This is a genomic window from Streptomyces sp. DSM 40868, assembly GCF_011820545.1.
GTDB lineage: Bacteria > Actinomycetota > Actinomycetes > Streptomycetales > Streptomycetaceae > Streptomyces > Streptomyces eurythermus.
Window position 1 is genome coordinate 398804 of record NZ_CP050504.1, and the last position, 19621, is coordinate 418424.

The window sequence follows — 19621 nt, forward strand, 5'->3', positions numbered from 1 at the left end:
CCGTGCACATCACCGCGGACAAGGGGCGGTGCGTCGGCGCCGCCCAGTGCGTCCTGGCGGCGCCCGCCGTCTTCGACCAGGACGAGGAGGGGCTGGTCGCGCCTGTGACGGTGGATCCGGCCGGGGCGGATTGGCCGGCCGTCCGTCAGGCGGTCCACCTGTGCCCGTCGTCGGCCATCCGGATCGACGGGGAGTGACCGGCAGAAGCCGCCGTCCGAGACGACTCGGGCGGCGGCTTCCGTCCTGTCCGGCCGTCGGTGTCGGGCCGGGGTTCGCCGCTTACTCGAAGAAGGCCATGGTGACCCACCGCCGCACCAGGCCCCGCCCAGCGCTGACCGGCGCCATCTGGTGCCAGGACGAGGGCGACGGCGAGTAGAGCCAGGCGGTGCCTCCCGTCGGAAGCATGGTCGAGACAGGCCCGGCCGACCTGTCCGGGCCGGACCAGCACTCCTGTTCTCCGCCGCCGTCGGCCGGCCAGTGCTCGTTGGTGTGCAGTGCGAAGGACAGTCTCTTGTGCTGTTTGCCGACGCTGAGGTCCTCGAAGTCGCCGTCGTAGTGGTGGTAGATCTCGGCCCGGCGGTGGAGCCCGGTGGTGTCCACCCCGGTCTCGCGACGGAGCCAGCCGGTGAACTCGTCGGACAGCAGGTCGGTGACCAGTTCGCGCCAGGGCGCCGCCAGAGGGATCTCATCGGGCGTGATGCCGGTCCTGTTGTCGGAGATCGGCAGGACGGACGAACGATAGCGGCGCCGTACCTCACCGGTCGAGGTGTCGATCCGCCGGAACAGGCCCTCGTCCGGCGCGGTGGCGCCGAGGTCGGCCAGGTGGCGCGCGGACAGCAGACCGGCGCCGCGGAAGTGCCGGAAGGGGTGGTCCCACGTTTCGAGCCGGACGGCCAGGTTGATCAAGACTCGCACCTCTCGGCGGCCGGCGTGTGCGCCGGTTCGGGTATCAGGGCTGCCCCGCCAGTGTCACCCTGCCGCTTGCCGTGCGATGGCTCGCCGGTTTGCGAAGACCTTGCCGATCCCCGGCAGCGGCCGGGCAGCGAACCGACGAGGGGTCGGCAGGGGCCCGCGGACAGGCTGTGGCCAGGTCAGGCCCGGGCCGTCCCGGGCCCACGCATCGACCCCAAGGAGACACCGTGGTGCTGACGCTCGACTCGGCGCTGGAGGAGCGTACCCAGCCGTTCCAGCTCTTCCGCGGCCGTGACCTGCTCGACGACGGGCAACTGGACGAGCTGCTCGCGACCATGCCGACCGCCGACGTCGCGAAGATCGCGGTCGAGGACCCGAAGCACGAGAAGCAGTACCGGATGAACCTCGTGGACCTCATCGTCCTCGAAGAGGAAGCCCCGGTCTTCCCCCGCCTGCCCGCGGTCTGGCGCGACCTCGTGGAGGACCTGCGCGGCGCCGAGTTCACCGCCTGGCTGGAGAAGTCGACCGGGATCGAACTGGCCGGCCTGCAGCGCAGCATCGGCCTCTACACCCACCGCAACGGCGACTACCTGTCGGTACACAAGGACAAGCCGACCAAGGCGATCACCGTGATCCTCTACCTGAACCGTGACTGGCCCGTCGAGGCAGGCGGGCAGTTCCAGATCTTCGCGTCCCCCAAGGAGGGTCCGACGGAGGAGATCAGCCCGGTCGGCGGCCAGCTGCTCGCCTTCCCGCCCACCGACAAGTCGTGGCACGCGGTCTCGAAGATCGAGCACCCGGAGGGGACCGAGCGGATCACGGTCCAGATCGAGTACTGGCTGACCACCGGGCTCGCCGGCTCCGCGTACCGGCCGCAGAACTGACCGTCCGGCGCCCGGCACCGAAAGGACCCCCCATGGGAGAGATTGTGGACGAACCCCGGAAGATCCTCGTGATCTGGCCGCCGCAGGTGCTCAGCTACTTCAACGCGGGGCACCACCTCGCGCTCTACCAGGTCACCGGTCACCTGCGCGCCGTCTACCCGGGCGCCCAGGTCACCGCGATCGACGCCAGTGTCGAGCGGCTGACGTGGAAGGACCTCGGCAGCAGGCTCTTCCAGGAGCGGTACGACGTGATCGCCGTGATGAACGAGTTCGACGGCATCGACGGGCTGCGCCGGCTCGTCTCCTACGCGCGGGCGCTGAACCCGGACGCCCCGATCGTCACGTTCGGCAGGCTGTCCGGGGTCAACCCCCGCTTCTTCGAACGCTTCGACATCGACGCGATCGTGGAGAACGGCGACTTCGAGTCCGGCGTCGTCGCCGCGATCGAGGCCTTCCGTGGCCGGGCGGCCGACGCGCCGGGGGTGCACCTGCGCCGCGACGGCTCCTGGGCCGCTCCCAAGCGCCGCGGCGACCTGCTCCCGGCAGAGGACTGGTACCTGCCGACGCCCGACGAGATCCCGTACGGGCACTACGACGCCCTCTACTTCGACGACGCCAACAAGTTCTGCGGCATCCCGCGCCGCCGTGAACTGGTCGTACCGGCGGCTCGCGGGTGCCCGGTCGGCTGCTCCTACTGCGAGGTGCCACTGATCTACACGCGGAAGGAACGGCGGCTCACGGTCGAGCGGACGATCCAGTACATCGAGGAGTCGTTCGCCGCGGCGCCGTTCGAGTACGTGGCGTTCTACGCGCCGACGTTCACGCTGGACAAGAAGTGGATGGAGGAGCTGTGCCGGGAGCTGACCGGCCGCGGTTCCCCGTACCCGTGGAAGTGCGCGACGACGGTCCACCACCTCAGCGAGGGGATGATCCGGTCGATGGGGGCGGCCGGCTGCGTCCGGATCAGCGTCGGTCTGGAGACGCTCGATCCGCAGGAGGGTGCGTTGCTGCCCCGGGCGAAGCAGAAGTCCGCCATGGACCTCGACCGGCTCTCGGCCTGGTGCAAGGAGTCGGGCATCGAGCTGAACTGCTTCGTCATCGTCGGACTGCCCGGCACCACCATCGAGGGGGCCGAGCGGACCATCGAGGCCGTCCAGGAGCGCGGGGGCCGGGCCCGGCCGACCGTGTACGCCCCCTGGGAGCTCGCGGGCCCGGACCTCCTCGACCACGAGATGGCCGCGTTCAACCGGCAGTTGTTCGTGCCGGGCACCCACGCGCTGACCGACGACGAGCTGGCCCGCGGCTACGACATCGTCTTCGGCAGCCAACCGGACGTCACGCAGGTGTTCGAGAACATCCCCGCCCGCGCCGCCGGCCCGGCCCTGCGCCCGGCATGAGGGACGAGACGCTCGTGCCGGCGCGGGAAGGGGCGGACTCCCCCTTCCTGCGGGAGAGCGCCGGCCGGTTCCGCAACCGGCGCGTCCGGGTCCCCGACGAGATCAACCTGAAGAACTGCGGGCTGCTGGACAGCCGGGCGGCGGCGGTGCACCGGGCCACGCTGGCGGAGTTCGACCCGAACGACGTGCTGACCTACCCCATCCTCCAGCCGGTCTACGGCATGCTGGCCGACCGGTTCGGGGTGGACACCGACTCCCTCGTCCTGACCGCGGGCAGCGATCCCGGGCTGAACCTGCTGACCCGCGCGTTCCCGGAGGTGTCGCGGATCGTCCTGCACCAGCCGAACTTCGACGGATGGGCGAAGTTCGCGGCGATCTCGGGCTGTGTCCTGGACCCCGTGGCCCCGGACCCGGAGACCGGGCTGTTCGACCTCCGTGACCTTGCGCGGCGGCTGCGCGCGGGTGCGCCGGCGTTCGTCGTCGTCACCACCCCGCACAGCTTCACCGGGCAGGTGCACGGAAGGGAGGAACTGGCCGAGCTGGCGGACGCGGTGGCGGAGCACGGCAGTCTGCTGGTCGTGGACACCGCCTACCTGGCGTTCACCGAGGGCGGCGAGGAGCTGGTGCGCGGGCTCGCCGGTCTGCGGCACGTCGTCCGCGTCAACACGTTCTCCAAGTCCTACGGGCTGTCGGGCGCCCGGATCGCGGTGACGGTCGCGCACCCGGCGACCGCCCGCCACCTGTTCGACCTGGACCCGGAGGGCTCGGTCTCCGCTCCGGCGGTCGCGCTGCTGCGGCGCTCACTGGAGGAGCAGGCCGTCTTCACCGCGATCTGGGCCGACGTACGGCGGCTGCGGGAGCGGTTCGCGGCCGAGGTCGAGCGCGCGGTGCCCGGCTGGCACGCCCGGCCGAGCGGCGGGAACTTCGTCACCTGGGACGTCCCCGGTCCGGCGGACGCCGGGGCCGCGAGCCGGCACCTCCTGGACCAGGGGATCGTCGTACGGGACCTGTCCGGCGCGCCGGGGCTGCCGGCCGCCGTCCGTATCGCGGTCGCGAACGACGCCGTCGTCCGTCAGGCCGTCGCCGCCCTGGGCGACCGGTACCGCGAAGGGGTGGCATGAACACCCGGAGGATCATGGTTCCGGGCCTGCCCAACGTGCGCGATCTGGGCGGGCTGCGCGGTCCCGGCGGGGGGTACCTGCGGCGGGGACTCCTCGTCCGGGGGCCGGCGCCGTCTCCGGAGACGGCGCCCGCGCTCGGCGGCCTGGGCATCCGTACCGTCGTCGACCTGCGCCTGGAGGAGGAGCGCCGGCAGTACCGGGGGCCCGAGTACACGGGCGCGACCGTGCTGTCCCGGCCCGTGGCCGGCGACATGAGCCGTATCCGGGGCAATGTGCGGCCCCGGCCCAGCGACTACCTCGCGAACTACCGTGACATGCTCACAAGGGCGGCGCCGGTCGCGGCGGAGATCGTGGACCTGCTCGCCGAAGGGGCGGAGGTCCCCGTCTACATCTGCTGCGCGATGGGCAAGGACCGCACCGGCGTCGTCAGCGCCCTGGTCCTGCGGGCGCTCGGGGTACGGACGGCGGACGTCGCCCGGGACTACGCCCTGACCGCCCGCGCCTACCGCGCCCTGCGCAGCGCCGACGCCCGCCCGAACTGGACCCGCGAGGACACCCTCGCGCAGTTGCGGCTGCGGACCTCCACGCCGGCGGCGACGATGCACTCCCTGATCGCCGGGATCGAAGCCGAACACGGCAGCGTCGCCCGGATGCTCACGCTCCACGGCCTCCGGGAGGAGACCCGGCTGCGCACGGTCGTCGGCGCGTTCACCCATCCCGTTCGTCTGTGAGGAAGAAGACGTGTCCCTAGTCGACATCGAGACCATCAGCCGGGCCGAGCTGGAACAGGACCCGTTCGGCCACGTGGTGATCCCTCGCTCGTTCGTCACGGACGCCGTCGCCGAGAAGCTGCGCGGCGAGTTCAGCGACGACGGCTTCGAGGAGTCCGAGCGCACCGACCTGAACCGGTCCGACAAGCAGTACCGGATGTTCAACCGCAGCCTCGTCACCGCCGGCGCGGTCGACGAGGACCAGGTGCGCACGCTCCCCGCGAACTGGCAGCAGCTCGTCGCGGACGTCGTCTCCCGGCCCTACCGAGAGGCGCTGTCCGCGCTCACCGGCGTGGACCTGGAGGGGTGTCTGGTCGAGGCCCGTATGACCCGCTACGCGCGGGGCTGCTGGATCGAGCCGCACACCGACCGCCCGGACAAGGCGGTGACCCACCTTTTCTACTTCAACGACGGGTGGGACCCGCAGTGGAGCGGTGACCTGCGGCTGCTGCGCAGCGCCGACATGGCCGACTGCGCGAAGCGAGTGGCGCCGACCACCGGGACGTCCGTCGTGCTCGTCCGCTCGGACCGGTCCTGGCACGGCGTGCCGCCGGTCGCCGACACCTGCCCCGTGGACCGGCGGGCACTGCTCGTGCACTTCGTCCGCCCGTGATCCCGTTCCTGACCGGCCGGGGGCGGGAGACGCCCGGGAAGCGCACCTACCTCGTGGCGCTGACCGTCGACTGCGTGGGCAACGGCCTGTGGGCGCCGGTCGCGCTGATCTTCTTCACCCGGGGCCAGCACCTCCCCCTGGCGCACGTCGGTGCGGCGCTGACGGTCGGCGGGCTCCTCGGCCTGCTCGCGGGGCCGGTGAACGGCCTGCTGGTGGACCGGTGGGGTCCGGCGAACGGGGCAGCCCTGAGCTACGCCGTGCGCACCGGGGTGTTCGCGCTGTTCCCCTTCGTCTCCGCCACGTGGCAGGTCGGCGCGCTCGCCGTCGTCGCAGGCGCCGCGGACCGGCTGTTCTGGACGGCCAGCACCCCTCTGCTGGCCCGGCTGGTCCCGGCCGGGGAGCTGATGGGCGTGCTGAGCACGGCGAGCGTGCTGAAGGTCAGCGGATGGGCGGCGGGCGGTGCGATCGGCGCGACCGCCGGGGGCCTGCTGATCGACAGCGCTACGGGACTGCACCTGGTCGCGTACGCCAACGGCCTCACCTACGCGGCGGCCATGGGCCTGGTACTCACGGTACGTCGGCACCTGCGGCCCTCCCCCGCGGCCGAGCCCTCGGCCGACGGGCGGGCGTGGCGGTGGCGCGACCTGCGCGACGCCCCCGACTTCCTGCGGCTGTGCCTGCTGACGCTGTTGCTGGCGTTCGTCTCCGACTGCCTGACGACGATGCTCCCGGTGGTCGCCGTCGTGGTGCTGAGGCAGCCGTCGTGGGTGCCGGGGGTGGTGATCGGCGTCGCCTGCGGGGCGATGGCCGTGGCCCGGCGGCCCGCGGTCGCCTACGCGCGGCGTGTCTCCGCCCCGCGGGCGCTGCGCCTGGCGGCCGGCTTCTTCACCCTGTCGGTCCTCGTCATGGCGTCGTCCGGCTGGGCGGGTCCGGTGACCACCGCGGTGGTCCTGGGCGCGGCGCTGATCGGCACGCTCGGCGACGCGCTGTTCGCCCCGGTCGTCACGACGACGGCGAACGCCGCCGCGCCGCCCGGCCTGGAGGGCCGCTACAACGCGACTTTCCAGACGTCCTTCGGGATCGCGGGCGCCGTCGCCCCGGCGGCCGGGACGGCGCTGCTGGCCCACGGGAACACCGTGCTGTGGCTCGGCCTGGCCGCCGTCTGCGCGGGGACGGCCCTGTCGGTCGGGTTTCTCACGCGGCCCACCCGGCCGGTGGCGGCGCCCGCGGCCGCGCCGCTGCGGCGGATCGTCGTCGGCGGGATCTCCGGCGCGGGCAAGACGACGCTGGCCGCCGCCCTGGCCGGGGCGCTGGACATCAGGCACATCGAGATGGACGCGCTCTACCACGGTCCCGGCTGGACCCATCGGACGGAGTTCGCGGACGACGTGGAGCGCGCCACGCGGGCACCGGCGTGGATCTGCGACGCCCAGTACCACTGGGTCGTCGGCGACCTGCTCGGCGAGCGCGCCGACACGTTCGTCTGGCTCGACCTGCCCCGCCGGACCGTCATGCGCCGCGTGCTGCTGCGTTCGGTGGTCCGGGCCGCCACGGGCCGGGAACTGTGGCACGGCAACCGCGAGACCTGGCGGTCGATGCTGCGCAACCCGCGCCACCCGCTGCGCTGGGCCTGGTCCCAGCACGCCACCCGGCGGGCCGAGACGGCCGCTTTCCTCGGCCTGCACCCCGGCCTCACCGTCGTCCACCTGACCAGTGCGAGGCAGGCGCGGCAGTGGCTGCGCTCGATTCCGCACCGAACCCTTTCGCCCGACCCCTCACCACTCAGCTCAGGAGGTACCACCGTGCAGGACCGTTGGCGAGAACCCGTTCCCCCTGGTGAGCCGCTGCTGGAGATCCACGGCGGGAACCGGCTCTCCGGGGCCGTCCGCACCTCCGGGTTCAAGCACTCCTTGGTCACCACCGTGGCCGCCGCGGCCACCGCGAGCGCGCCGGTGCGCATCGAGAACTGCCCGGACATCGTCGAGACCGCGGTGCTGGGCGAGATCTTCCGCGCCGCGGGCGCGCACGCGCACTACGACGGGGCGGACGAGACGTTCACCGTCGACGCGTCCGCCTGGGACCGCGCGGAGCTGCCGGCCGATCTCGTCGGCCGCATCCACGGTTCGCTCTACCTGCTGCCCGCCCTCGTCTCCCGCAACGGCGTGGCCCGGCTGTCCGCGAGCGGCGGCTGCCCGATCGGCGAAGGCCCGCGCGGCAGGCCCGTCGAGCACCTGCTGGACGTGATGGGGCGGTTCGGCGTCACCACCCGGCTCACGGCGGACGGCTCCGTGGACCTCACGGCGCAGCGGCTCACGCCCTGCACCATCGACATGCTCGACTACACGCGCAACAAGGCGCTCATGAGCGGGCCCTGCTACAGCGGGGCGGTCAAGACCGCGCTGCTGATGGGCGCGGTCACGCACGGCACGACCACGCTGCAGCACCCGTACCTCAAGCCCGACGTGACCGACATGGTCACCGTGCTGCGCGACCTGGGCGCCGACATCGAGTTCGCCGGGCCCGAGACGTGGGTCATCCACGGGCGCGGCCCCGAGTCGCTGCACCGGCCCGTCGACGTGACACTGATCCCCGACCTGATCGAGGTGGTCACCTGGATCTGCGCCGGTGTGCTGCTGGCGGACGAGCCGCTGCGGATCACCGGGCCGGGCATCGACCGCGCGGTCCACGCGCTCGCGCCCGAGTTCGACCTGCTGGACCGCATGGGGGTGCGGGTCGACGTCGGCGCCGACGAGGTGACCGCGCACCCGCTGACGAAGCCGTTGCGGCCCGTGGAGTTCACCGCCATGTCACGCGGCGTGTTCAGCGACAGCCAGCCCTTCCTGGCCCTGCTCGGGGCGTACGCCGAAGGCCCCACCTACATCAGGGAGGCCGTCTGGGAGCACCGTTTCGGCTTCGCCCCGGAGCTGGAGGCGCTCGGCATGCGGACGGCGGTCGACGACACGGTCCTGCGCGTCGACGGCCCCTGCCCGCCGCACCGGCCCGGCACCGACCTCCGCGCCACCGACCTGCGCGCCGCCGCGGTCCTGCTGCTCGCCGCGCTCGCGGTACCGGGCCGGACCACGCTGCGCAACCACCACCACCTGGCCCGCGGTTACCGCGACCTGGTCGAGGACCTGGTGAAGCTGGGCGCCGACATCCGGCACACGACGGCGCCCGACGTCCGGCCGAAGCCCCCGGCGGGGGCCGGTGTGGACCCGGCCTGACGTCCTGGGCCTCGACCGCGACGAGGTCCTGCTGGAGCAAGGAGGCTCTGGGCGCGCTCGCCACCACCGCCCGTCCGGGCGGGCGCGTCCCAGCCTCATGGGTCCAGGAACCGCGTCCCGGCCGTATCGAGTACCGCCAGGGCCTGCCCGACTGGCACCGCCCCGTCTACGACCAGCTCATCGACCGCGCAGCCGATATCCACCACACAGGCATGACCGAGTCGACCTCCGAAGCCACCAGGACGGATCCGAGCTCCTCGTCGGCCTGGTCGACGCACTGGTCGCGGTATGGGACGGGAAACCGGTCCGGGGATACGGAGGTACCGCCGACGTAGTCGCCTTCGCCGAACGGACCGGCGTCCCGATGCGAGTCCTGTAGCCCGAAGGTGCCAGCCGATGACGGCACCAGCGGGCTGAGTTCCGTTGACTACGGTGAATACCGAACGGGAGTCGATGCGGGACGCGGCCTTCGCCGTCTTCGCCAGGGAGAGCGGGCGGGCCGGGTCAGGTCAGGTCGGCGAGTACGGCGGCCATCGCCTGGTAGCTCTCGGCGACCGCGTCGGCCTTGCCCGGCCTGAGCCGCTCCAGGCGCAGCGCGCCCAGGTGCCGGGCCTCGTAGATCCGCGATCGCCACCGCGCGGCCGGCGAGCGGTCCGGGGTGCCGTAGGTCTCCCGGAACGCGGTGCGTTCGTCGTTCCTGGCCGTGGCCATCCGGATCGTCCAGTCAGCGTCCGGTGCCCCGAACCACGCCCGGTCGAAGTCCAGCACCCCGGTGATCACCGGCTCGGCGCCAGCCAGGTCCAGCAGGCAGTCGACGGTCCACAGGTCCCCGGGCAGCGGCCTCGGCTCGGTGACCTCATCCAGCACGGCCCGCTCGCGGCCGGCCACCGCGGCAACCTGGCGTACGTCGGCGGAGTCCAGACCGGCACCGTCCAGGTCGGCGGCGATCTCCTCCAGCGACGCTATCAACGCCTCACTCCACGTCGCGTAGCCCGGCCCGGCCAGGCCACTGGCCCGAAACGCGGTCCGCGCACATCATGCACGGCCCGGGCAATGTCCCCGAGCTGCCGGTAGAACGCCGGCCACGAGGCCCGCGAGCACGACCCCACGAACAAACTGCCTGAATGCCCTCAGAGGCAGGCGCTGACGGCGGCCGCAGAGTGCCCCGATGTCACTCTGCGGATCCACCCCCTGAATTTCCCTGTACATGTCATGTCCGGCAGGTCAACGGTTACCCTGTACTGGGTCGATGTGCCGGAGATACCTGACCACGTGGTTCGTGAAGTACGGCTGCCCGGAACCGCCGAAGTGCCAAGCATCTCCCATGTGTTGACGGCGTATCACGTGCTCCTCGACCACGCCTGCATCATCGCCCCGCACCCTGATGAGTCGAAGGAAGCACTGCCATGACCGAACCCACTCGTCCGTCTCCCCGGATCGACACGTCCGTTCCTCACAGCGCTCGCGTCTGGAATTACTGGCTGGGCGGGAAAGACCACTACCCGGCAGACCAGGCGGCCGGCGATGCCTACAGCAGCAAATACCCCAATATCGTGCCGTTCGCAGGTGAATCACGGGATTTTTTGCGGCGCACCATCACATTCCTGACCCGGGACGCCGGTATTCGTCAGTTCATCGATCTCGGGGCCGGGTTACCCACGCGCGACAACACCCACGAAGTCGCCCAGCGCATCGCGCGCGACTCCCGAGTGGTTTACGTAGATCACGACCCCATCGTGCTGCTCCACGTCCATGCGCTGCTCACCAGCACTCCCGAGGGTGCTACCGCCTATGTGCAGAGCGACATGCGTGATACTGACACCGTCATGGACGGCGCTGCCGGAACGCTGGACATGAAAAAGCCGATCGCTCTGGTCATCAACGATGTTCTGGGCCACATCGTGGACTGGAACGAAGCGCGCGGGCTCGTGCGCAGGCTGGTGGACCGGCTCCCTTCGGGAAGTTATCTCTCTCTGAGCCACTCGACCGCCTCCGACCCGGAGCACCAAGTGGTGCAGGATGAATACAACCGGTCCGGGGCGATCCCGTACATTCTCCGTGAGCCGTCGGTGGCCGTGGAACTCTTCGAAGGCACGGAACTCATCGAGCCCGGCTTCACGAGCTGGCCTCGCTGGCGCCCCGACGCGAACACCGGCCGCCTCACCGACCGCGCCGGCTGGGGCGGGGTGGCGCGCATCAAATGACCGCGAGCAGGCCGGAGCCCGCGTCTGCCTTCCCTGAGAAGGCGACGCGGTATCAGGCGGTCCGGCGGCTCACAATGGAGCCACATGCGCAGGGGCACCTGAGCTACTGAAGTTGATTGGGTGATGTCGGGCCCGTTCGCCTGACGGTAGCCGGTTCGGTCGATCGCACCGTTACGCGGGATATGTGCAGGGTGAGGCGACGAGGGCCAGGTGGTATCGGGTGTAGGTCTCGAAGACCTCGGCGACCTTGAAGCCGAGCCGGGTCAGCACGGCGCCACTCTTGCCATTTCCGTGGGTGACGCCCGCGAACACGTCGGTGGCGCCCAATACAGTGGCTCCGTACTCGATCAGCGCACGGCAGGCTGCAGTGGCGTACCCATGTCCCGTTGCCTCGCGGTCGAGCCAGTATCCGAAGCCGTACTTGGGTGGGTTGACGGCCACAAGGTCGACGCGGCCGACGAGGGCGCCGTGAAGGAGGACGCCGCAGCGGAGGGACGGGCTGGGGTCGTTGAGCAGCTCGGCATGTGCCGTCTTGTAGTCCGATGCGGCCAGCGCCTGGTAGTCGCCGTGCTGGGTGAGGTGTGCGCGATTTCGGTCGATGAGCGCGTGATATTCATCGGCTCGCTCAGCAGTGAGTACACACAACGTCAATCCGGAGACGGCGGTTGTGAGTTCGGGAAAGACGTGCTTGTCGTGATGACTACCGGCCATGTCGACTGACCCTACGACGGGGTCTGCGCCCCTGCCATGGCCTTTTGGTGGCGTGCAGCGACTGAATGCCGGTCAGCCGTCCATGATCAGGCCGGTGCCGGTGAGACAGCCGTCGACCAGGTCCGGGCGGTACTGGATCTGCTTGAGTCTGCGCTTCACAGCCCGGGTGATCTGGCCCAGGTCGGCGGCGGCGAGGCTGCCAATGTCGCGCTTGACCAGCGACCACACGCCCCCTGCGGGTTGAGATCCGGCGCGTAGGAGGGCAGCTGGAATACAGTGAGCCAGTCGGCGTTGGCTGCGATGAACTCCCGCAGTGGGGCGGTCAGGTGGATGCGGACGTTGTCCCACACCAGCACGATCGGGCCGCCAAGCCGGATACGGGCCCGGATGAGCAGGTCGCGGAAGTCACGCCCGTCCCGAGCCCCGGCCCCGCACCCGCACCACTGGCGTGCAGCCGATCCGGCCCCAGGTCCCGGCACGCGGTGGCGTCATCGACTGCCCGGCCTCGTCCTCGAAGACGATCCAGCCGCCGCACGCCGCCGCGGTGCTCTTACCCGCGGCCAGACCTCCTTCTTCCACAGCTCCACCGCCTCCTCCTCGTCACGCTCGATGGTCCGCCGGGCGGGCTGTCGCCACGACCACCCGTGCCGGCGTCCATCGCTGGTCTGCCCAGCGGTGGGCGAGTGGTCCACGCTCCAGCCGACGCTCCAGCCTGTCCATCTGCTCCGGACCGAGTCTCGGGCGGCCAGGCGAGCCCCTCGACAGGACCCCGACATCTCCTCGTTCGCGCCAGGCACGGCGCCACCGCTCCACCGACCGCTCGCTCACCCGCAGCGCGGCCGCGATCTCCCCGTTCTTCTCCCTGCGCCCGACGCGTTCCACGGCCTCCAGCCGGATCCGCTCCCGCGTAGCCCTCCCGGCGTCGGTCAGCCAGCCGCTCTGCGCGTATTCACACCCCACGACTACCGGAAGCAAACGACCACCGTCAGACGAACAGGCCCGACATCACCCGATCAAGTTCAGTAGTACCGGGAGAGGCTGGTGTCTCCGGTGCCCCGCACGCCGAACGGCTGCGGGCCGCCCCACAGCCGCCCAGGTTGCCGGCACCGTCAGGGGGATCGCCGAGCACCGCGGTCGGTGTGTGCTCCGCGTCCGGGTGGGTGCCGATGCCGAGGCGGCGGTCGCGGCCCGGGCCGCCTTGAGCGACGAGGAGTACCGGGAGGCCGGCCTCACTCGGTGAAGGGCCGTGCGTCCGGCGTCACCGCCTGCGACACCGCGGCCAGAAGGGTTTCGGCCTCCGCGCCCCAGCGGGAGCTGACCACCAGGTCGCGGTCCGGGTCGACCCACAGCAGATGGCCGCCGCCGTTGCCGCGGGCGCAGCGGCCGGTCGGCGGGGCCGCGGGCCAGACCGTGCGGTCGTCGTTCAGCCACCAGGACAGACCGTAGTTGGGCTTGACCCGGCAGGGTGTCCACATCTCCCCGATCCACCGGCGGGAGACGACCTGCCGGTCACCCCACATCCCGCCGCGCAGACAGAGATGGCCGATGCGGGCCAGGTCGAGGGCGCTGATCCACAGGCCACCGCCCCAGTGCGCGCCGCCGGACACCACGGGTACGCGGGTGCCGCCGAGGTCCACGACGGAGTCGGTGTAGCCGTGCCAGGACCATGACGGCGACGCACCGATCGCCGTCATGACCCGCTCCCCCAGGGCCTCCGGCAGGGAGCGCCGCAGCAGCACCGTGAGAGCCAGCGCGGTCAGGTTCACGCGGACGTCGTTGTACGCCCAGCCCTCCCCCGGCGGACCACCCGCCGACTCCGTGCCCTCCCGGGTGCTCTGCGCGTCCACCGACGTCGGCTTCCCCCACAGCTCGCCCTCCCACTGGCTGGTCTGCTCCAGCAGATGGCGCCAGGTGATCGCACGCCCGTGCGCGTCCGCGAACTGCGGCAGGTCCAGGGAGGCGGACACCGGCTCGTCCAGTCGTAACAGCCCGTCGTCGTAGGCGATCCCCGCCACCAGCGACAGCACACTCTTGGTCGCGCTGTACGCCATCTCCTCCCGCGTCGGGTCCCCCCATGCCGCGATCACCGCGCCGCGCCGGACGACGACGCCGCTGGCACCCTGCCCGTTCAGCAAGGGGCCGACGACCTCCCGGTGAGAGGCGTCCGACACCTGCGCCGCCAGATAGGACGCCATGTCCTCCACCCCGGGCACGGGCCGCTCGGACTGCTCGCGGGCAGCCCGCGCCACACCGGCCGCGTCCACGCCCTCCCACGGATCGCCGAGGACAGCACCCTTCTCCAGGGCCTCCAGGTCCACGCCCATTCAAATCCCCACGGTTGTCCGGTTACGTATCCACCCGACCCCAGAATGCGTCGATCAAGAAGAGCCTTGTACCGGCGACCGCACGCGTCAACCGTACGCCGACCCGACGAGCAGCACCTCGACCTTCCTCTTCAACTGGGTCACCCCGATATGTTCCGTGTGAGACGCCCTCTCCCTTCGACCTCGTCTCATATTCGGTGGTGACGGCAGCGTGCTGTCATCCAAGGAAGACGCAGTGGGCGCCGCGCGCGGACGTGTCATGGAACCGGCGTGCAGGGCCCGGCAGATGACGCAAGCGGCACAGGGGGAAGCCCTCGGTATGTCGCAGTCCGCCGTCTCCCGTCCGGGAAATCGCGGGACCGCGCAGCGGACTCCCCTACACCGGCACGACCGAGCCGCTGCGCACCCATCAGACCGCATCCGAGATCCCCGCCGGCCTGGTCGACGAACCGGTCGCCGTGTCGGACGGGAACCCCGCCCGCCGACACGGCGGCACAGCGGACGTGGTGGCCCGCGTCGCACGGACCGACATCCCGGTTCGGGTACTGCGGCCCAAGAACGCCAACCGATGATCGCGAGGTTGCCTCCCGACGAGGACGCGCTACCGGCACACCGCCGAACCGGCCCGGGCCCTGGAGGAGCGCCCAGCCGGGCTCGAGACCGCCCTGGCGCCCGACCGGGGCCTGACCCCCGCTCCGAACCAGCATGACCGAGGGTAAGAGGTCAGTCCTCGCACGTGCTACCCGCGCACTGCCCTTGCCTCGTCCAGGCGATCGCGGAGGTGAGCGACGGCCTTCTGCGGCTGGCCGCGCCGCACCAGGCGTTCAGCGAGTGCGATGGCGCTGTCCACCGTTCCGCAACGAAGGAGTTCCTCGTCGGATCCGGCGAACTCGGCCGGCTCCGCTTCTGCGTCCGCGGCACGGCCGCTCAGCTTCATGACCTCCGCCCTCATGAACGCCTGTTCCCGGTGGTCGCCACCGTGGCGGGCGAAGTGGTCGTCGATCCAGGTGAGCGCGTCGTCGGTCTGTCCGGCATCGGCCAGGATGCGGCACAGCAGGTGGATGAGCCAGTCGCGGTCGCCGCCGGCTGTCTCCGCAGCCGTGCGCAGCACTTCCACCGCCTCGCAGTGGCGGCCCTGACGGGCGAGAAGCTCAGCGAGCCCGAAGGCCGCATGGGGGTTCCCGGCCCCGGCGGACTTCCCGAGCAGGGCAACCGCTTCCGGAATCCGGTCCTGCTCTTCGAGCAACCGGGCCAAGGCGGCCAGGGCGTACTCCTCGCATCCGTCAGCCGGGAACGCGCGCAGCTCGGCCTCACGTCCGTGGCGGCCCAGGAGACGCGCGAGCTGCTCGGCATGGTCTGCGTACACGACACCATCGACACAAACGTGCCTGCCCAGCAGGTGGATTGCCTCATCGATACGGCCTTGGAGTTCCAGGAACCTGGCATGCACAGGGACAGTGTCCACGACGTCCGAACTCCAGGGCTCGGACGGGTCCGGGCCCGTCCGGATACCGGGGAGCAATACGGCAATTTCGGCGTCGTGGCCCTGGCCCGCGGCGAGTTCCACGAGTTCCTGTGCGAGCAGGGGGTCCGCGGCCCGCGGTCCGAGCAGGGCGACGACTTGGTCGAAGCGCCCTTGCCGAGCCAACAGCCGTGCCAGATCACGCTGGGCGTACCGGTGCCCGGTGTCGGCGAGCGGACGCAGCAGCACGATGGCCTCGTCATACCATTCCCACTCGGCGAACAGCCCGGCGACGGTGTCGACGGCGGGCCACCAGCCGGTGGCCGCGAACGGCTTCAGCAATGCCAGCGCCGCCGCCCGTCCGTCGGGGCCGGACTCGGCAGCGGCCTCGGCGAGCCGGCGGGCGCAGAACCAGTCACCGTGGGCAGCCGCGTGGCGCAGGATGTCGTGATGGCCATGCTCGTGAAGGAGTGCAGCGACGGTGGGCGGTATCCAGCCGTCGTACGTGCGGTGACGGTGCTCCAGGTCGACTCTGTCCATGGTCGCGAACCCTAGCTTGCGCCGCCGACCTGACCGGTGCCTGTGTAGGAACCCCGTACGCAAAGAGGGCGAGCAGGGTGGCGGTGATCCAACTGGTGCACGAGTACCCGCCGACCGCCGCCCCGTACCGGCGCGTCGGCCACGACCCCGGCTTCCTTTCCGGTTCCGGGCCGGCCCGCAACGCAGGCTCCGTCGCGTGACCGGCCGCGGACCTGCCTCGACTTACGACACCTCCGGCACCTACGTCGGCACGGCCTCGGACCACCGGCCGCCCGAGCACGGCCGCGTGATCGCTGTGCGGAGTCATCGCCGGTGCCCGCGTACGGCCCGGGTTCCAGCGGCAGGGCAGTGAGTGGTTCCCCGCCCTTCCCGGTGTCGCGCGGCAGACGGGAGGTTGGCCGCAGGGCCGGGGGCCTTCCCCTCAGGGGCTCGGGTGGGGCCCTGTGCCCCGCTGCCGCGTCGGAGGTCAGGCCGGCTTGAGGCCTGGGGTGCCGGCTTCCGTGATGAAGGACGCCGCGGTCGTGACGGGTGCGCCCGGCCTGGTGACGTACGGGACGGTCTTGAAGTCGGCGCGGGCCGCTTGCCGGCCGAGTGTGACGGTCACGTAGCCGCGCCGTCCGTTGTAGAACTTCATGTGCGGGTTGGCCGCGAGGTAGGTGGCCCAGTTGCCCGGCCGGTCCGCTCCGTCGCGTCCGCTGGTGATGGACGTGGTGACGATCTCCGTGCCCACGGTCCGGGAGCCGGGGTCGTCGAAGTCGCGCTTGATGTCGAACGCGTAGTGCACGTGTACGTCACCGGTGAGGACCATGAGGTTCTCCACGCCCGCGGCCTCGGCTCCCGCCAGGACCCGCTCGCGGGAGGCCGGGTAGCCGTCCCAGGAGTCCATGGAGACCTTGGAGGGTGTGGCGGTGGTGTTGTACCGCCGGGAGAAGGTGACCTGCTGCGGTACGACGTTCCACAGCGCCCGCGAGGCATGCCAGCCGTCGATCAGCCAGCGCTCCTGCGTGGCGCCGGTGAGCGTGCGCGCCGGGTCCTCGGACTCCGGGCCGGGGTACTGCCAGCCGTCGCCGTAGGCCTGGTCCGAGCGGTACTGACGGGTGTCCAGGACGTCGAACTGGGCGAGCCGCCCCCAGTGCAGGCGGCGGTAGAGCCGCATGTCGGAGCCGGTGGGCAGCTGGGGCCGGCGCAGCGGCTGGTTCTCCCAGTAGGCGCGGTAGGCGGAGGCGCGGCGCAGCAGGAACTCCTCGGAGGAGCCGCCGTCCTCCGGGGTGTCGTCGGCGTAGTTGTTCTCCGTCTCGTGGTCGTCCCAGGTGACGACGAAGGGGTGTGCGGCGTGCGCGGCCATCAGGTCCGGGTCGGACTTGAACAGGGCGTAGCGCAGCCGGTAGTCCTCCAGCGTCACCGTCTCGCGGTTGTAGTGGGAGGGCAGGGTGCGGTCGGTGTACTTGCGGTCGTTCCCGGTGGCGTTGACGGCGTACTCGTACAGGTAGTCGCCCAGGTGGAAGACGACGTCCACGTCTTCCTCGGCGAGGTGGCGGTAGGCGGTGTAGTAGCCGTCGGCGTATGCCTGGCAGGAGACGGCACCCAGGGTGAGCGCGGTGGGGCGGGTGCCGGGCAGCGGGGCGGTGCGGGTGCGGCCGGTGGGGCTCAGCCACGTGCCGGCCCGGAAGCGGTAGAAGAACACGCGGTCCGCGGGCAGGTGGGGCACCTCGACGTGGACGGTGTGGCTGAACTCGGGGTGGGCGGGCGCGGTGCCGCGCCTGACGATCCGGCGGAAGTTCGCGTCGTGGGCCAGTTCCCAGTGCACGGTGACGCGCTGCGCGGGCAGTCCGCCGTCGGGCTGGTACGGCTGCGGGGCCAGCCGGGTCCACAGCAGGACGGAGCCCGGAAGCGGGTCGCCGGAGGCCACGCCCAGTGTGAAGGGGTCGTCGGTGATTCTCCGGGCATCGAGTTCGGCGGCGGCTGCCGTACCGGCGGCGGGCAGGTTCACGGCGAAGGCGAGCGCGGCGGCGGCGCCGGTGACGGTGAGGAAGCGGCGCCGGCCGAGGTGCCTGGCGGCGGCGCGCAGTTCGGGGGCGTGCTGGGACGGGTGTGCTGCGGGTGTCATCCGGTCTCTCCCCTGTCGCGGTCGGTGCAGGGGCAGTTGACAGGGCCGTGACCACGGCGACGGGGCAGAAGCCTGGCAGGCTCATGACGCTCATATGACGGAAGCATGTGTTCCGGAACCGCGCGGACCACCCCGCTCTCCCGTGCCGCCGTCGCCCCGGTGCCGGCTCCGCCGCCGGGCTCACGGTCGCCTCCCGACGTTCTTCTCCCGTGGCTGGTGCGGTCGGCAGTGGTCGCTCGGACAGCGTCGGCATGCGGCACGGTCGGCTCGTGGCCGTGGGCGACGACAGTCCACCGGCGGTCTCGGTCGGCGAGCCGGAGCCACAGGCCGGGACCACCTACCAGGCCACACCGGCCCGCACGGCCCGCACGGCCCGCACCGGCAGCGTCCTCGGGTACCACCTCATCACCGCCGCGAAGGGCCGGTCCCCCTGCCCCGGTGTCTTGCCTCCGACGGGGCACCGGCCCTCGGGCGTCCGCGGCTCGGCTCGCGTGTCCCGGTGGAAGGGGGCGGCCGCCGACTCGACGTCAGTCGGACATACTCTCGTCCGACGAGGACGAGGCATCCAGGATTGTCTCGACCTCGGGCGAGGCCCGCCGCGTCTTGCCGGATCGGACGCGCTTCTCGTGCTGGGCCCCACCGATACGCGCCTGGGGGAAGTCGTTGAGGAACTCCGGTGCTTCGTGTTCCGGGTTGGCCTGCCGGCGGAGCGCGCTGCGGATGTGCTTGATCGCTCCCGGCTCCCGCACCTCTTCGGCTTTGGCGATGCCGATGAGCATCGCCGCCGCCCGGCACTGCTCGTCGCTCAGCTGGTCGATCTGCTCTTCGCTCAGCTGACCCCCTTTCAGCGCCTCGACCAGGATGTCGAAATGCTCGGCGTCGAGTGTGGGAATCAGGCCGTCGAACTGGTTCTGTCCCTCGCGGACGTAGCGGTCGTCGCCCTGGGTTCCCGGATACTGCTCCCTGTTGCTGCTGATGTACGGAGCCCCTCCGCGCCCGGGGCGTTCGTTGTACGGCCCGAACGGGGTCTGGTGCGTGGTGAAGCTCGCCGCCGGCTGGGTACCGCCGCGCTTGTCGGCGCGCTTGGCCCAACGCTCTCGCCGAGCGTTGGCTTTTTCGCGTTCCTCGTCGGTCACCCGCTGCACCCGCGCGGCGGCGACAGCGTTCCCCGCCGTACGCTGGACGGCCATGAGGGACGGCTGCCCGACCTGGCGATTCCCCAAGAAGGGCGCCGCTTCGGTGCTCTGGGGCGCTGAGGTCCGGGGCGGCAGGGCCTTCTCTTCCCGCTCGCCACGTTCCTTCTTCCTGTCAAGTCCCAAGACTCAGCCGCTCCTTGTAGTGGGGCCGGTCAG

19 protein-coding genes and 1 pseudogene are annotated in these 19621 nt (G+C 71.3%); 9 read left to right on the forward strand and 11 right to left on the reverse strand.

From position 1 onward, the window contains the following. Positions 1-2 precede the first annotated feature (2 nt). A complete protein-coding gene (locus HB370_RS01850) occupies positions 3-197 on the forward strand; it encodes a ferredoxin (protein ID WP_030787340.1) in 195 nt (64 codons plus the stop codon). An 82-nt stretch (positions 198-279) separates the two neighbouring features. Here HB370_RS01850 and HB370_RS01855 read toward each other — a convergent pair whose 3' ends face one another. Beyond that, positions 280-906, reverse strand: a complete 627-nt coding sequence (locus HB370_RS01855; RefSeq protein WP_030787343.1) for a 2OG-Fe(II) oxygenase — start codon at positions 904-906, stop codon at positions 280-282. Between the two features lie 233 nt (positions 907-1139). Between HB370_RS01855 and HB370_RS01860 the strand changes: the two genes are divergently transcribed. The 7 genes and pseudogenes from HB370_RS01860 to HB370_RS41630 form a co-directional block, all read left to right on the forward strand. Further along, positions 1140-1796, forward strand: a complete 657-nt coding sequence (locus tag HB370_RS01860) for a 2OG-Fe(II) oxygenase (protein ID WP_030787348.1) — start codon at positions 1140-1142, stop codon at positions 1794-1796. Between the two features lie 32 nt (positions 1797-1828). Continuing rightward, entirely contained in the window at positions 1829-3193 is a 1365-nt protein-coding gene (locus HB370_RS01865) for a radical SAM protein (protein ID WP_030787351.1), read from the forward strand. Then, positions 3190-4314 (forward strand): pyridoxal phosphate-dependent aminotransferase, encoded by a 1125-nt coding sequence (locus HB370_RS01870; RefSeq protein WP_078637653.1) that lies wholly within the window; start codon positions 3190-3192, stop codon positions 4312-4314. Before HB370_RS01865 ends, HB370_RS01870 begins: the two co-directional genes overlap by 4 nt. Then, positions 4311-5045: a tyrosine-protein phosphatase gene (locus tag HB370_RS01875; RefSeq protein WP_051815989.1), complete on the forward strand. Its 735-nt coding sequence runs from the start codon at positions 4311-4313 to the stop codon at positions 5043-5045. Before HB370_RS01870 ends, HB370_RS01875 begins: the two co-directional genes overlap by 4 nt. Positions 5046-5055: 10 nt before the next feature. Continuing rightward, positions 5056-5697, forward strand: coding sequence for a 2OG-Fe(II) oxygenase (locus HB370_RS01880; RefSeq protein ID WP_051815990.1), 642 nt, complete (start codon positions 5056-5058; stop codon positions 5695-5697). Further along, a complete protein-coding gene (locus HB370_RS01885) occupies positions 5694-8921 on the forward strand; it encodes an MFS transporter (protein ID WP_063766432.1) in 3228 nt (1075 codons plus the stop codon). The genes HB370_RS01880 and HB370_RS01885 overlap by 4 nt, the downstream gene beginning before the upstream one ends. 128 nt (positions 8922-9049) lie before the next feature. Continuing rightward, a pseudogene (locus HB370_RS41630) lies at positions 9050-9300 on the forward strand (hypothetical protein); the annotation flags it as partial. A gap of 125 nt (positions 9301-9425) precedes the next feature. Here HB370_RS41630 and HB370_RS01895 read toward each other — a convergent pair. After that, entirely contained in the window at positions 9426-9890 is a 465-nt protein-coding gene (locus tag HB370_RS01895) for a hypothetical protein (protein ID WP_051815991.1), read from the reverse strand. A 437-nt stretch (positions 9891-10327) separates the two neighbouring features. On the opposite strand from HB370_RS01895, the gene HB370_RS01900 reads away from it, so the two are divergent. Next, positions 10328-11125 (forward strand): SAM-dependent methyltransferase, encoded by a 798-nt coding sequence (locus HB370_RS01900; protein WP_030787372.1) that lies wholly within the window; start codon positions 10328-10330, stop codon positions 11123-11125. A gap of 171 nt (positions 11126-11296) precedes the next feature. Here the strand turns inward: HB370_RS01900 and HB370_RS01905 are convergent, their stop codons facing one another. The 9 genes from HB370_RS01905 to HB370_RS01935 form a co-directional block, all read right to left on the reverse strand. Continuing rightward, positions 11297-11836 carry a GNAT family protein gene (locus HB370_RS01905; protein ID WP_030787377.1) on the reverse strand — a complete coding sequence of 180 codons (540 nt, stop codon included), beginning with the start codon at positions 11834-11836 and terminating at the stop codon, positions 11297-11299. A gap of 72 nt (positions 11837-11908) precedes the next feature. After that, entirely contained in the window at positions 11909-12064 is a 156-nt protein-coding gene (locus tag HB370_RS42625; protein WP_342450986.1) for a hypothetical protein, read from the reverse strand. Further along, positions 11992-12315: a transposase gene (locus HB370_RS01910; protein ID WP_342450987.1), complete on the reverse strand. Its 324-nt coding sequence runs from the start codon at positions 12313-12315 to the stop codon at positions 11992-11994. Before HB370_RS01910 ends, HB370_RS42625 begins: the two co-directional genes overlap by 73 nt. Further along, entirely contained in the window at positions 12242-12415 is a 174-nt protein-coding gene (locus tag HB370_RS42630; protein ID WP_342450989.1) for a hypothetical protein, read from the reverse strand. The genes HB370_RS01910 and HB370_RS42630 overlap by 74 nt, the downstream gene beginning before the upstream one ends. A 21-nt stretch (positions 12416-12436) precedes the next feature. Beyond that, positions 12437-12796 (reverse strand): helix-turn-helix domain-containing protein, encoded by a 360-nt coding sequence (locus HB370_RS41635; RefSeq protein ID WP_342450988.1) that lies wholly within the window; start codon positions 12794-12796, stop codon positions 12437-12439. 269 nt (positions 12797-13065) lie between these two features. Further along, positions 13066-14160 carry a serine hydrolase gene (locus HB370_RS01920; protein ID WP_030787380.1) on the reverse strand — a complete coding sequence of 365 codons (1095 nt, stop codon included), beginning with the start codon at positions 14158-14160 and terminating at the stop codon, positions 13066-13068. Positions 14161-14899: 739 nt separating this feature from the next. Continuing rightward, the gene (locus HB370_RS01925; protein ID WP_030787383.1) at positions 14900-16162 is read right to left on the reverse strand and encodes a tetratricopeptide repeat protein; all 1263 of its coding nucleotides are present in this window, start codon (positions 16160-16162) and stop codon (positions 14900-14902) included. A gap of 466 nt (positions 16163-16628) precedes the next feature. Further along, entirely contained in the window at positions 16629-18269 is a 1641-nt protein-coding gene (locus HB370_RS01930; protein ID WP_030787386.1) for an alkaline phosphatase D family protein, read from the reverse strand. A gap of 527 nt (positions 18270-18796) precedes the next feature. Continuing rightward, the gene (locus HB370_RS01935) at positions 18797-19588 is read right to left on the reverse strand and encodes a hypothetical protein (protein WP_244405352.1); all 792 of its coding nucleotides are present in this window, start codon (positions 19586-19588) and stop codon (positions 18797-18799) included. Positions 19589-19621 lie beyond the last annotated feature (33 nt).

Coding starts and splice junctions, on each gene's coding strand:
- HB370_RS01875 (WP_051815989.1), top strand. CDS start 4,311: ATGAACACCCGGAGGATCATGGTTCCGGGCCTGCCCAACGTGCGCGAT.
- HB370_RS01905 (WP_030787377.1), bottom strand. CDS start 11,836: ATGGCCGGTAGTCATCACGACAAGCACGTCTTTCCCGAACTCACAACC.
- HB370_RS01920 (WP_030787380.1), bottom strand. CDS start 14,160: ATGGGCGTGGACCTGGAGGCCCTGGAGAAGGGTGCTGTCCTCGGCGAT.
- HB370_RS01870 (WP_078637653.1), top strand. CDS start 3,190: ATGAGGGACGAGACGCTCGTGCCGGCGCGGGAAGGGGCGGACTCCCCC.
- HB370_RS01900 (WP_030787372.1), top strand. CDS start 10,328: ATGACCGAACCCACTCGTCCGTCTCCCCGGATCGACACGTCCGTTCCT.
- HB370_RS01865 (WP_030787351.1), top strand. CDS start 1,829: ATGGGAGAGATTGTGGACGAACCCCGGAAGATCCTCGTGATCTGGCCG.
- HB370_RS01930 (WP_030787386.1), bottom strand. CDS start 18,269: ATGACACCCGCAGCACACCCGTCCCAGCACGCCCCCGAACTGCGCGCC.
- HB370_RS01925 (WP_030787383.1), bottom strand. CDS start 16,162: ATGGACAGAGTCGACCTGGAGCACCGTCACCGCACGTACGACGGCTGG.